We start from the raw sequence: 13,498 nt of genomic DNA, 5'->3' as shown, positions 1-13,498 counted from the left end.
CGTTTCTGGCTTACAATGTAGGGCATGCGGCACCTGTCTCAGCGTTCAGGCGACATTCTTGATATCGCCGACGCTTCGAGCCGACCGCATCGAACGGATCTGTATGAGCGTGTCGAGGTTCTGGTTGACACGGCAATAGAACTCTTCGTCGATGAACGGTCGCAACATGAAATCGTTGCCGCCAGCTTTCAGGAAGCGGGCGGACAGATGCCGGTCGGAAGACGACGACACGCCGATGATCCGCAACTCGTGTGAGCCGCGAACCGACCGAATGCGGCGGGTGAGTTCGAAGCCGTCGATATCGGGCATGTTGTAATCGGTGATGACCAGGCCGATATCGCTGTTCTTCTTGAGTATTTCGAGCGCCTTGGCACCGTTTTCGGCTGTGCTGACGCGGAAATTGTACCGCTTCAGGCGGCTGGAAAGAAGCGCCCGCGCAGTTGGACTGTCATCGACGATCAATACATGATGGCGATGATTGGTAAGGAACCTGCATACGGACTCGGCCAGCATCTCGACGGCGAACACGTTGTCCTTGAGAATGTAGTCGACAATGTCCTTTGTGAGCAGCTTGTCGCGCGTTTCCTGATGAAACGTACCGGTGAATACGATCGTCGGAATAGATAGATCGATCAGGTATTCCAGCGCCTCTCCGTTTTCCGCTCCGGGCAGATTGATATTGGAGATCGCAAGCATGATCGGATCGGTCGACCGATCATATGCGAGCTGAAGATCCTCGAAATTACGACATATCTCGATGTCGATGTCGAACAGCTCCTTGAGCCGCATGCCGATCATCGATGTGAAGACATTGGAGTCCTCGGCCAGAAGAATGCGGGATTTACCAAGCGATTCACCGGAATACTGCATCCCGGAAATACCAAGGAATGTCATTGTCGACCCTTACAAATAAAATCATGCCCCTAAACACGGTTTTATTCGGCGTGATTTGCGGAACGGTTAACTCGCCGGCTCAATTCAAAACAAATCGAGCCGGGAGAACGATCTCGTTATCAATTAGGTCAATGAATCATGGCGATGTATGCTTAACCGGAAGAAAAGTCGGTGGTTAAAGCAAACTCTCGTTACGCTCCGCCCCGTACGTCAGGCTCATCCGGAAGAATAGGAAGACCGCGGTGATAGACGACTTCCGACCGAGGGAACGGTATCTCCACGCCCTGCTCGCGGAAGCGTTTTAATATCTCGATGCGTATAGCGTTGCGAATACGCAGCCCTTCGGACATGTCGGCCAGATGGAAGCGCAGTTCGAAATCCAGCGACGATCCGCCAAATGCCAGAAACTCGACATGCGGCCCAGGATTCCGAAGGATCTCCGGCACTTCCGAAACGATATCCAGCAGAATCGCCATTACCTTTTCCGGGTCGCTTTCGTAGCTGGTCGAAACCTTGATTTCGGATCTTTGTATCCGGTTCTTCAGCGTCCAGTTGCCCACGGCCGCATTGATGAGGTCGGAATTCGGAACGATGATAGCCTGCTGGCGAAACGTCTCGATTTCCGTGGCGCGAACGGAAATTCGTTTCACGATGCCTTCCGTTGTTCCCGTCACGACATGGTCACCGACCTTGAAAGGTCGTTCGACCAGCAGGATCAGGCCGGACACGAAGTTCGACACGATGTTCTGCAAGCCGAAACCGATACCGACGGAAAGCGCCGAAGCAACGAGAGCGAGGTTTGAAAGGTTGATACCGGCCGCCGAAACGCCGACGATTACCGCGAGCCCGACACCCAGATAACCGATACCCGTCTTTACCGAGTTCCGGACGCCTATATCGACATGGCTGCGGGCAAGAACGTTTCCGTCGATCCATTTCTGCGCCCAACGGGTAAGGATGTAGCCCAGCGCGAACAGGAGCAAGCCGCCGAATATGCCGACGATCGAAATCGAGATGCTGCCGATCCGGAATTCCGTGAAGAAGCTGACGACCCAGGACTCGATATCCGTGATCTGGAAACCCCAGGTAATCAGGATCAGCGGAATGCCGAGCGCCAACGCGATGGCGTAGATTCCGAGACCGACCAGCAGCCCCGCCTGGTCAAGCCCGACGTCACCGAAGCGATGCCGCTCCACCAGCCGCCGTCCAAGGGCAGTATCATTGAATGCGCCGCGCTTCGAAATCGCCTTGCCTGACAGAAGACCGATATAGATGAGCGCAAGCACCGCTCCGGTTAGAACGATCTGCGTTGAGGCGAAGCGCGCAAGCCCGACATATCCCGCAATCACGCATAACAGCAGCAGCCCGCCCATGACACGCAAGGTGACCGAGAAATAACGAGGCCAGGGACGCCCCTGCCCCGTAGCATCCTCGCCCTCGGCCATGACCGGGCGGATGAACGATATTGCGATAAGAATGAAACCGATAACGACCGAGGCGATCAGGCTTTTTGCGATCGTCAGCACCAGCGGCGAACCGAGCGCCACGCTGACGGCACCCAACAGGTAGTCCAGTCCGTTTGTCACCGCCATGGCGATGATCGCCAGACTGAGCAGGCGCGCGCCCCTGTCCGTGATCCTGACCAGCCTCCAGCCCGTCTCGTGCGGAGCAAGCGCCGCATAGGTCAGCTTCCAGACGAAATGCACGAACCAGATAAAGCCGAAGAATGTCGCGATCATGGGCGCCACATCCGGGCGCAGCACGTTGAATCCTTCAAGGAAAAGATAGGAGGTTACCAGAAATGCCGCGAAGGTGATGCTGTGCATGACCGTCGACCAGAACGTATAGGAAAGGCGCTTGATATAAGCGGGGTTATCGCTGTTGCTGCGCTGAAGAAAACGGCCGAAGAGCCGATATCCGCCAGCGAGGAAAAGGAACGCCGCCCCGACGGAGAGTGCGATCGCACCAAGCAGCGAAAAGGCCTTGAACCTGAAGACGAAACTTCCCCAGCTTCCGATTGTCGAATAAAAATTTCGCATTTCGGTGACGAACGCATTGCCCGCATCGACAAAAGCGTCGGGCGTCAACTCCGTATGCCGGAACAATGTCTGCGCAAATAGCGTTCGGCGCAGATTGGTGATCATGTTGGCGAGTTGCGTCGCGCTGTTTGACAGGCTGCCCGCATCATCGACGATCAGGTTGAGCTGAGACCGCTCGTTCTCCAGTTTGCTTCTCTCCTCCGCGACTGCCGGCGCTTCTGCCGGCTGACCCGCGGCAGGCGGCTCCCCGAGGCTGGTCAGGCGCCCCTGGATCTGTTCGACGCGCACCTTCATCGCATCCGAAGCGACGCGCATCTCCTCGACGATCGCTTCCGCCTTCACTCTTATGTCCGCAAGCTTTGCATCGTCATCCGGCGTGCTTTGCACGCTTTCGCGAAACGCGTTGAGCTGCTGCCTCAAGCCATCCAGCTTGTCCTTCATCTCGATATTGATGGAGTCACTCGTGACATCGGTCGGTGTGGACTGATCCCCTTGGGCCTGCACCGATGACTGCGCCTCAGGCGAAGACTGAGCCGCTGCATTGTGAACAGAGATCGAAGAAACGGCGAGCAACAGGGTCAGGACAATCGGCAGGCGCCCGTGGCGGCGATCAAAAGCTTTGCCGAAAAGGCGTCTGAGGAAAAAGGATGGGGTCACGGGTCTCTCGTCTTGCTAACCGAATCGGCTGGCAAAATAGGGGCTGTTCAAGGCGAAGAAAAGGAATGTTGCCCTTCTAATAAAGTGAACGGGAACTCTGGAACATTTTGGCGCGTTACCTGCCGCATCCCAAGGACAGGATTAGGAAAGGGTAAGGACATGGAAGACGCAGGTATCGGCTGGATCGCAGCCATCATCATCGGCGGCATCGCCGGCTGGCTCGCCGAAAAATTCATGAAGAGCGACATGGGCATCTTCATGAACATCATACTGGGCATCGTCGGTGCAATTGTTGCGAATGCCATCCTTAGCGTGTTCGGCGTCGTCCTGGGCGGATGGATCGGATATCTGATCGCCGGCTTTATCGGCGCCTGCATTCTGATCGCCATTGCCCGCGTCTTCAGACGCTGAGAAACGCAATCGCCATGTCGGCCGGCATTACCCGGCCGACAGAGGCCTTTCAGGCCGCAAGCGCGATTTTCAACGCATCGTGACCCAGTATCTCGGCGAGAACCTCGACCACGAGATTATGATCCTCCCGTTGCGGCAAGCCCGAGACAGTTACCGCGCCAATACAACCGGTACCGGCAACGGTAATCGGAAAACTCCCCCCATGGGCGGCATAATCCGCATCTGAGAGACTGAACTTGTCTTCCAGGGTCGCCCCCTGCAGCTCGAGCTTGCGTCCGACAGAGTAGCTCGAACGGAGAAAATGCAACGCGACATTTCGCTTGCGGCGTATCCAGCGTGCATTGTCGGCAGTCGATCCCGCCAGGGCGCTATAAAACAGGGGCATGGCATGCAGCGTGACATCGATCGCAACCGGCAGAGCACGTTCGCTTGCGACAAGCCTCAACCGCTCCCCAAGCCTCCAGCCGGCATCACAATCGAACCTGTCGAACACCAGCAGTCTTTCCTGCTCGGCGATTGCCTTTATGTCGTTTTCCACTGACATTTCTTTCCCTCCCTGACCTGCCTGATAAATAGGGTCGAATAGCGCTCTGGTGCAGAGCTAATCGCCTATCGGCCCGTTCTTACGGGAAACGAAGGCCGCGAGTTCGTCGATAGCAAAACCGACCCGTTCCAGCAGCGCGGAGGAGACGATCTCATGACCGGAAAAATCCCGGTTGGATGCATAGATCGCCGTTGGGATCGTATGCGCCATGAAAAATCCGAACAACGGGCGCAGTTGATGTTCGACCATCAGTGCATGCCGCTCACCACCACCCGTGGCAGCAATGAGAACAGGCTTGCCGCGCAATTGCTCGGGATCGATCAGATCTATGAAATGTTTGAACATCCCGGGATAGCTGCCCTTGTATGTCGGCGAACCGATGACAAGCAGGTCAGACTCGACGACCGCCTTGAGAACAGCCGCGGCATCTGCGTCGAGATCATTCTGTGATTTAGCCAGACCCAGCGTATCCCCGACATCCGTAAGATCGAAGACGGATCTGGTGAGATTGTACCGATCGCAAGCAAGGTCGGCGATATACTCCACAAGTGCAGATGTCTTGGACGGCCGACCGTAACTTCCCGAGAACCCAACAAGTTTCAACTGCGTCATTCAATTATCCAGTTACAAATCTCCGCAAGGACAGGACATATCACCCGACCTACCCTTTCAACAACCATCCGCAAGAGTGAGATGCTGTTGTAGCCCTGACACCTCGTTTCCGGGATGATTGTTACCCCATCGTCCCGTGAAGGAACCGGAAAAATTGACTTAACCGGGAGGGCTTTGGGACAAAATTATAGTCGCGGGCGGCAGGCAGCAAGCCACTGGAGTTGATGCAGACACTCGTTTGGCCGCCAAAAAATCTCGGGTTCGTTAGCACCACGCAGCGTCGGCACATCATCAGCAAGCTTGTCCGGGAAAGCGAAGGTTACAAATCGAATCATCGGCCTGCCGTGAATGATGACAAAAACGACAGTTAAGCCCCCTCCGCCTCCTCTTACGGCTCTAAAGTGCGACAAATTATGAAATCTTCACATCGAAAATTCGAAATATCCGAGCCGACAGAAAGGGTAGCTCCATGATCAAAAAAGCAGATCGGCAACCAGCACGTTATCTGGATAGGGAAAACGCGCGCCGACTCCGATCATCACAACCATAAGAAGAATTAGCCATTGGAAACCTGAGCATAAATCACCCTAAGGTGCGACGGGTAATGCGCTTGCCATGCCCTCATTAGGCGAATAATTGCCGATATCGTTGACGAGCACTCGCTATTCGCTTGCCGGGAGCCCATCCGACACTCCTGCTGCAATCTCATGTCAAAACGATAACGGGCATAAAAGGTAACGCCTCATGATGGAACTGTTCACGGCCGCCGGATTCATGGCGCTACTAGAAGTCATCGCGATCAATCTTGTTCTTTCCGGTGACAACGCAATCGTTATCGGGCTTGCCGCCGCCGGGCTTCCTGCGCATCTGCGGCAAAAGGCTATTCTCTTCGGCATTATCGCTGCCACCGTCTTGCGGCTCATCTTCGCGGTCATCACCACATATCTGCTCGGCATTCCGGGGCTGCAGCTCATCGGCGGCCTTCTCCTCGGTTGGGTGTGCTGGAAGATGTGGTCGGAACTTCGCGTTGCGCGTAACGACGGCTCTCCCGAAACCGCAGATGGAGCCGCATCGCGCGCGCCGGAAAAGACATTTTTCCAGGCAGCCATGCAGATCGTGCTCGCCGACGTCTCGATGTCGCTGGATAACGTCCTCGCTGTGGCGGGCGCTGCACAGGGCCATTCCACGGTCCTGGTCATCGGCCTGATCGTGTCGATCGCGCTGATGGGCGTCGCCGCGAATTTTGTCGCAAAGCTTCTCTCCCGTTACCGCTGGATCGCCTATCTCGGCCTGATCATCATCGTCTACGTGGCCCTGAGCATGATTTACCACGGTTTCGACGAGGTTCTGCCGATGGTCTACAGCTACGTTTCCGGCGCCTGAACACGTCGCCTGACAGAATTGGCCCGGCAAGTTTTTGCCGGGCCAATTTGCGTTATAACGCCTTCACTGCCGCGAGAACCTCTTCTGCGTGGCCGGCAACTTTCACCTTCGGCCAGATCCGGGCAACCTTGCCTGCAGGATCGATCAGGAAGGTTGTACGTTCGATCCCCATATACGTCTTTCCGTACATGCTCTTCTCTTTCCACACGCCATAAGCCTGCGAGACCGCCGTGTCCTCGTCGGATCCCAACGCGATGGTCAATTCGCGTTTGCTGACAAAATTGTCATGCTTCTTCACGCTGTCGGCGGACACCCCGACAATCGCCGCGCCAGCTTTGTCGAACTCTGGCAGGAGTTGCGAAAACGAGATCGCTTCGGTCGTGCAGGCCGTTGTGTCATCCTTGGGGTAAAAATAGAGCACCAGCCGCTTGCCGCGAAAACTCGCCAGAGAAATGGTCTGGGCGCCATTTCCGGGCAGCGTGAAATCCGGTGCGTCGTCGCCGATATTCAGGTTCGCCATGGTTTTCCTTTCTTTTGCCAGCATCTTGAGTGAATGTTGCGGCCATGGGTATATACAGCCCGAAGAGGCGTCCAGATCAGCTTGGATGTGAAAAGAACGAGTTCTTCACTGAATGGCGGAAATACGTGGCGAGAAGATCGATTTCAGCAGGAAGGACATTGTCCCGCTGCATGAGCTTCCGTCCGCTCAGGCTGAAGACCCTATCATCGTTCACTGCCCTCCGCACAGCACGAGAACCTGGCGTTTCTGCAAGTCCATAGTGCTTTTCGCCGTCTTGATTATGGTCGCCATCGGCAGCGCTGTGTTTGCCATCGAAGGTGGCATAGTCGACGGTACGCTGACCAGCCGCGCTCAGTCTGCCCTGAACAATGCGATCGGTCCCCGCTACGTTTCCAACGTCGGCTCCGCGGCGATCCGTTTTGATTCGGATTTCCGTCTGGCGATCGAAGCACGCGACGTCGACATCGTTGAACGCGCAACCGGTCAGCACTTGAGCCGTGCAGGCGCCCTGCGAATGGCCGTGGATCCACTCGCGCTGCTCGGGGGGCGCATATCGATCAACAGCATATCGGCGCAGTCGATCCGCCTCGAAACGGCGCAGCTGCCGGAAGGCGACCCAATCGCGCTCGCCAAGGTTCGGGTCGACGCGGTTCCGCAGCTGCTTGAGCAAGCATTCCAGAGGCTCGATGAGGCACGGGGCCTGATCGAGCGAACGGGTACCGCCTCCATCCGCCTCGCAGGCATCGAGATCGTCCTTCCGGCAGCCCCCGGCCGCAAACCAACGGTCGTCAAGGTCAACGATCTCGAGCTTGCGCGCAATGCAACGGGCGAGATCGGTATTGACGGCACCGTCAGCATCAACGACCGGGAAGCGAAGCTCACGGCCGCATCAAAGACGGTCGATGGCGTAACAGCCGCCCTGTCCGCGCGCCTGTCCGGGCTGGAGGTAACCCCATTCCTGTTGCAGCGAACAGAAGATGGTCAGCCGCGTGAAGGCCTCGAGAGCTCAGTCGATTTCGACATGTCCGCAGAGCGCTCCCGCGGTGACGCCCAAAAGCCGGCGATGACGGCAACCCTGACCAATTCGCCGGGCAATTTCTACTTCGATGGCATCCAGCAGACATTCAGCGGCGCCACCATCAATGTCGCCTATGACTTCGCCAAAAACTCGATCGAAATCATGAATTCGGAGGCAAGTTTCGGTCCGACTGTCGTGCCGTTCACTGGTGCGGTTATAGATCTTAACCGCTTGAATGAGGGCGATAGACGTTTCGGCTTCGGCCTCGATCTCCTCGTTCGCGGAGGTAGAGCGATCGGCGCTTCTCAGGGAGAACAGCCGGCCGATTTCGACCTTAAGGCAACCGGGCGTTATCTGTCTGCCGACCGCCAGCTTGAATTCGACGAGATGACGGTGGCAAGTCCACTCGGTCATATGGCCGCCGCCCTCAAGGTCCGCTTTGGCAAACAGTCTCCCGAGATCAGCTTTGGGGGCCAGATCCCCCAGATGCAGGTGACGGGCGTAAAACAGCTCTGGCCCTTCTGGATGGCGCGCAAGCCGCGCGACTGGGTTATGGCGAATATGTTTGGCGGTAACGTCACGAATGGCACGATCGCTGTCTTCATCCCCGCGGGGCGCATGAAGGGTCCGGGTATTCCCATGGAGCTCGATGCGAACGAATTGCAGATCGGATTCGGGGTTACCGACACACGTCTCAACCTGCCGGGTGAAGTCCCGCCTCTGCGCGATCTTGCGGGAAAATTCTCGCTGAAAGGCCAGGAGATGCTCGTCGATGTCAGCAAGGCGGCATCCTATGCGCCTTCCGGTCGGGTCGTCACCGTCGAGAGCGGCCGCTTCGCCATCCCGTCAACATATGCCAAGCCATTGATGGCAGATCTAACGCTGAAGATTTCTGGACAGGCAGACGCGATCACCGAGCTTGCCAACTTCAAGCCGATGAATGCCTTGAAGGGCACCAGCTTCAAGCCTGAAGATTTTTCGGGAAATGCCAAGGCAGATATTCATGCTCGTTTCGGACTGATCTCGGATCATAATCCGCCCAAACCGACCTGGAATGCCCAAATCCGCCTTGATGGAGTTAATCTCGCGACACAGATGGAAGGGCACAAGATCGGCGCACTGACCGGGCTTTTGACCGTAGACAACCAGTCTGCAAAACTGACCGCGAACGGAACCGTGGACGACATTCCCGCCGAATTCGCCGTTACCGAACCTGTCGATCAGAACTCTGGCGTAAAGCGCGAGCGCGTTATCAAGGCGACGCTCAATAATGCCCAGCGCGATAAGCTCGTGCCCGGCCTCTCGGACATGGTAGAGGGCCAGATCGTTGCCGAACTCACGCGCATCGATGAAAAGCATCAGGCAGTTACGCTCGATCTCAGCCGCGCCGAGCTAACTGTGCCATGGATTGGCTGGACCAAGGGTAGCGGCATCGGCGCCAAGGCCCAGTTCGAGGTATCCAGTGATGCCGGAAAGCAGACGACCTTAAGCGGCTTTCAGCTCACCGGTGAGAGTTTTGGCGTGAGGGGCGACGTGCAACTGGCCGATGGGGCCTTGACGACGGCATCGTTCTCCCACGTGCAGCTGTCGCCGGCTGATAATTACAGCCTTAGCGTCAAGCGTTCGAAAGGTGCCTACGAAATCTCGATCGGCGGAAACGCCGTAGACATGCGGCCAATCATCACCATGATGCGCGCCAACAATGGCAATGCAGCGGCCGGCAGCAATGAGGGCAGCAGCACAATCCTGCGCGCACAGGTTGATCGCGTCGTCGGTTTCAACGACGAGCAGCTTTCGAATGTCGCATTGAATTTCTCCTCACGGGGCTCAAACATCGTCCGTGCTGATTTGAGCGCCATAACAGGAAGCGGACAAGCACTCGTCAGCCAGATGGCCCGCGGCGATACCATCTCGGTCACGAGCGGCGATGCAGGTTCGGTAGCACGCTTTGCCGACCTCTATGACAACATGAGCGCGGGATTGCTTAATCTGAAACTGAAAGCGCGAGGAAGCGATTGGGTTGGCTCGCTGGACATCCGCAATTTCCAGCTGCGCAACGAAGAGCGCCTGCAGTCCCTCGTGTCGACACCAGTCGGCGAAGATGGCCAGAGCCTCAACTCCGCGGTGAAAAAGGATATTGACGTCAGTTCGGCACGTTTCCAGCGCGGCTTCGCTGCATTGGTCTATCGCGACGGCGCGCTATCCGTCGCCAATGGCGTTGTGCGCGGAGAACAGATCGGTGCCACTTTCCAGGGCAAGTTGCGGGACGCCAACGGCAATATGGAGATGACCGGTACGTTCATGCCTGCTTACGGCTTGAACAGGCTTTTCGGCGAACTTCCGCTGATTGGCGCGATCCTTGGAAATGGCCGGGATCGCGGCCTTCTGGGCATCACCTTCAAGCTCGAAGGTGCGTTCGACAAGCCGCGACTGACGATAAACCCACTTTCGCTCATAGCCCCCGGCGTGTTCCGCCAGATCTTCGAATTCCAGTGACGAAAAAGGCCGCTCGAAAGCGGCCTTTGATCTTCTGTTTTCGAGGTCTATCTCAGGCCGGACGAACCAGGATATGCTTCTTCTTGCCGAGCGACAGCTTGATCACGCCATCGGCAGTCACTTCGCCGGAACCGATCACCTTGCGCTCGTCGGAAACCGCCACGTCATTGATCCGCACCGCACCGCCCTGAACGTGACGACGGGCTTCACCGTTCGATGCGGCAAGACCAGCCTTGACGATCAGCGCCAGCAGGCCGACCCCGGCTTCCAGCTCGCCCTTTGCAACATCGATCGACGGCAGATTGTCGGCAAGCGCACCCTCCTCGAAGGTCTTGCGAGCCGTTTCTGCCGCCTGCTCGGCGTTTTCGCGACCGTGCAGCATGGCCGTCACTTCGGTCGCGAGGATCTTCTTGACTTCGTTGATCTCAGAACCAGCCAGCGCCGAAAGCCGTGCGATCTCATCCATCGGCAACGTCGTGTAAAGCTTGAGGAAGCGCGAAACGTCAGCATCCTCGGTATTGCGCCAGTACTGCCAGAAATCATAGGCCGACAACATGTCGGGATTCAGCCAGACAGCGCCGTTCAGCGACTTGCCCATCTTGGCGCCTGAAGCGGTCGTCAGAAGTGGCGAGGTCAGCGCGTAGAGCTGCGGCGTGCCCATCCGGTGACCGAGATCGATGCCGTTGACGATATTGCCCCACTGATCCGAGCCGCCCATCTGCAGACGGCAGCCGTAGCGCTTGTTCAACTCTACGAAGTCGTAAGCCTGCAGGATCATGTAGTTGAATTCGAGGAAGGACAGCGACTGCTCCCGGTCAAGGCGCGTCTTGACGCTGTCGAAGGACAGCATGCGGTTGACCGAGAAATGGCGACCGACATCCCGCAGGAATTCAAGGTAGTTGATCTCGCGCAGCCAGTCGCCGTTGTTGATCATCATGGCATCCTTCGCGCCCTCCCCGTAGGAAAGGTAATTGGCGAAAACGCGCTTGATCGAGGCAATGTTGCTTTCGATCGTGTCGATCGTCATCAGCTGGCGGGCATCGTCCTTGAACGACGGATCGCCGACCATGCCGGTGCCGCCGCCCATCAGCGAGATCGGCCGGTGACCGGTCTGCTGCATCCAGTGCAGCATCATGATCTGGATAAGTCCGCCGGCATGAAGAGAAGGCGCCGTCGGGTCGAAGCCGATATAGGCCGTCACGGTTTCCTTGGCGAACAGTTCGTCGAGACCTGCCTCGTCGGAGATCTGGTGAATGAAGCCGCGCTCATCGAGCGTGCGAAGGAAATCGGACTTGAACCTGGACATCTCTCTACTCTGTGGATGTGTTTTTAAGTTGCGAAACGGCGTCTAGCACCGTTCTTTGGCATAATCACTTTAAAAGTGATCCCCTTGCCCCAACGGCATCGCGCGATCGCTAACCAATTCCTGATACACAAGACTTCATTAACCTTAAGGATGTGTAATCCCCTCAAGCAAGCATCGGATTTGATTCAGCCTTTTCAGGAGCAATACGTGACGCACCGAGCCGAAAACAAGGTTTTTGGAAAACGGGCAGCGAATCATGTCCTCATTCTCGCAAGTGGCGAGAAAATCCGTCATATGACCATCCGCCCCTGGATGATCGCCTTGACCGTATGTTTTGCAAGCATTCTGACGATAGGTTACCTCGGGGCTACATCTTATCTGGTAATCCGCGATGACCTGATCGGAGCAACGATCGCCCGCCAGGCCCGCATGCAGCATGACTATGAAGACCGTATTGCAGCCCTGCGTGCGCAGCTGGACCGCATTACCTCGCGCCAGCTGCTCGATCAGCAAGTCGTGGAAAAGAAAGTCGAAAAACTGCTTGAGCAACAGGACGCGCTGTTCTCCCGCCACACCAAGCTCGGCTCACTTCTGGATCGCGCCGAAGAAACAGGCCTTCAGCCGGGGGCAGAGCTTCCTGCGGCTGAAATCCCTGCCTTCGCTCCCACCGGTGACGGACGCAGGGCTTCCGTGTCCGGAGGCTCTGCCGCAATCGCCAAGATACTGCAAGGCGGCGAAACTGAAACCAGACTGGCAGTCCTCTCCCCCGTGGCCGGCACCCGCTTGCGTGAAGGCGCCGCCGATCGTGCCGACCGGATTTTTTCCAAGGTCACTCTGTCCCTCAAGACGCTCGAAAGCCAACAGCTGACGAAGATCGCGAGCCTGACGACGGGAGCGTCCGAAGCGGCAAATGCGATCACCACGATCCTGCTGCGAAGCGGCGTTGATCTGGATCCGTCAACCGTTAGACAAAATGGCATCGGTGGGCCGTATGTCGAGCCTCGCCTTCCCGGCAACCGTTTCGATGCGTCGCTTGACGATCTTGATGCGGCGCTGACGCGGCTGGAAAGCGTGCGCGAAACAGCGCGCGACCTTCCGTTTTCCAGTCCGGCCCCCGGACAACCGGTCACCAGCCGGTTTGGAAACAGGGTCGATCCCTTCCTTGGTCGTCTCGCATTGCATGCGGGTATAGATTTTGCCGCCCAGACCGGCGACGAAGTGAAGAGCACCGGCGCCGGCAAAGTCGTCGCAGCAGGCGCTGCCGGTGGTTACGGCAACATGGTCGAGATTGACCATGGTTACGGCATTTCGACCCGTTTCGGCCACCTTTCGAAAATCCTGGTCAATGTCGGAGCCGAGATAAAGACGGGCGATGTAATCGGTCGCGCCGGGTCGACCGGACGTTCGACCGGTCCCCATGTTCACTACGAAGTGCGCCGAAATGGACAGGCAGTTGATCCGATGCATTTCCTCAATGCCGGCATGAAGCTCACAACGTATCTCGAGTAGCAAGGTCAGCCATTCACGCGGCGTATCGCCGCGCGGTTGCTTTCATTCACCAAAACCACTGCCACCCTGGCGGGTTTTCTTGACTTTCCAGCATTTTGGTCATATGTCG

The 13,498-nt window shown here is 57.0% G+C and carries 10 protein-coding genes; 4 read left to right on the top strand and 6 right to left on the bottom strand.

What is annotated here, in order from left to right; genetic code table 11:
- Positions 1 to 45: 45 nt before the first annotated feature.
- Both MRBLMR1_RS06950 and MRBLMR1_RS06945 read right to left on the bottom strand, forming a co-directional pair.
- Entirely contained in the window at positions 46 to 894 is an 849-nt protein-coding gene (locus MRBLMR1_RS06950; protein ID WP_148144316.1) for a response regulator, read from the bottom strand.
- A 191-nt stretch (positions 895 to 1,085) separates the two neighbouring features.
- Entirely contained in the window at positions 1,086 to 3,590 is a 2,505-nt protein-coding gene (locus tag MRBLMR1_RS06945) for a mechanosensitive ion channel domain-containing protein (protein WP_500064011.1), read from the bottom strand.
- 159 nt (positions 3,591 to 3,749) lie between these two features.
- On the opposite strand from MRBLMR1_RS06945, the gene MRBLMR1_RS06940 reads away from it, so the two are divergent.
- The gene (locus MRBLMR1_RS06940; RefSeq protein ID WP_148144315.1) at positions 3,750 to 4,001 is read left to right on the top strand and encodes a GlsB/YeaQ/YmgE family stress response membrane protein; all 252 of its coding nucleotides are present in this window, start codon (positions 3,750 to 3,752) and stop codon (positions 3,999 to 4,001) included.
- A gap of 49 nt (positions 4,002 to 4,050) precedes the next feature.
- Here MRBLMR1_RS06940 and MRBLMR1_RS06935 read toward each other — a convergent pair whose 3' ends face one another.
- Positions 4,051 to 4,545 (bottom strand): heme-degrading domain-containing protein, encoded by a 495-nt coding sequence (locus MRBLMR1_RS06935; RefSeq protein ID WP_148144314.1) that lies wholly within the window; start codon positions 4,543 to 4,545, stop codon positions 4,051 to 4,053.
- A 57-nt stretch (positions 4,546 to 4,602) separates the two neighbouring features.
- A complete protein-coding gene (gene msuE / locus MRBLMR1_RS06930) occupies positions 4,603 to 5,157 on the bottom strand; it encodes an FMN reductase (RefSeq protein ID WP_148144313.1) in 555 nt (184 codons plus the stop codon).
- Positions 5,158 to 5,904: 747 nt separating this feature from the next.
- Between msuE and MRBLMR1_RS06925 the strand changes: the two genes are divergently transcribed.
- Positions 5,905 to 6,540 carry a TerC family protein gene (locus tag MRBLMR1_RS06925; RefSeq protein ID WP_148144369.1) on the top strand — a complete coding sequence of 212 codons (636 nt, stop codon included), beginning with the start codon at positions 5,905 to 5,907 and terminating at the stop codon, positions 6,538 to 6,540.
- Between the two features lie 52 nt (positions 6,541 to 6,592).
- On the opposite strand, the gene bcp is transcribed toward MRBLMR1_RS06925, so the two are convergent.
- The gene (gene bcp, locus MRBLMR1_RS06920; RefSeq protein WP_148144312.1) at positions 6,593 to 7,060 is read right to left on the bottom strand and encodes a thioredoxin-dependent thiol peroxidase; all 468 of its coding nucleotides are present in this window, start codon (positions 7,058 to 7,060) and stop codon (positions 6,593 to 6,595) included.
- 112 nt (positions 7,061 to 7,172) lie between these two features.
- Between bcp and MRBLMR1_RS06915 the strand changes: the two genes are divergently transcribed.
- Entirely contained in the window at positions 7,173 to 10,574 is a 3,402-nt protein-coding gene (locus MRBLMR1_RS06915) for a YhdP family protein (RefSeq protein WP_148144311.1), read from the top strand.
- A 52-nt stretch (positions 10,575 to 10,626) separates the two neighbouring features.
- Here the strand turns inward: MRBLMR1_RS06915 and tyrS are convergent, their stop codons facing one another.
- On the bottom strand, positions 10,627 to 11,880 hold the full coding sequence (gene tyrS / locus MRBLMR1_RS06910; RefSeq protein ID WP_148144310.1) for a tyrosine--tRNA ligase: 1,254 nt from the start codon (positions 11,878 to 11,880) through the stop codon (positions 10,627 to 10,629).
- Positions 11,881 to 12,087: 207 nt separating this feature from the next.
- On the opposite strand from tyrS, the gene MRBLMR1_RS06905 reads away from it, so the two are divergent.
- Positions 12,088 to 13,389 carry a M23 family metallopeptidase gene (locus MRBLMR1_RS06905; RefSeq protein ID WP_148144309.1) on the top strand — a complete coding sequence of 434 codons (1,302 nt, stop codon included), beginning with the start codon at positions 12,088 to 12,090 and terminating at the stop codon, positions 13,387 to 13,389.
- Positions 13,390 to 13,498 lie beyond the last annotated feature (109 nt).

The sequence above is a fragment of the Neorhizobium sp. LMR1-1-1.1 genome, from assembly GCF_040675795.1.
Taxonomy (GTDB): Bacteria; Pseudomonadota; Alphaproteobacteria; order Rhizobiales; family Rhizobiaceae; genus Neorhizobium; species Neorhizobium cellulosilyticum.
This window is presented reverse-complemented; position numbering and strand designations above follow the sequence as displayed.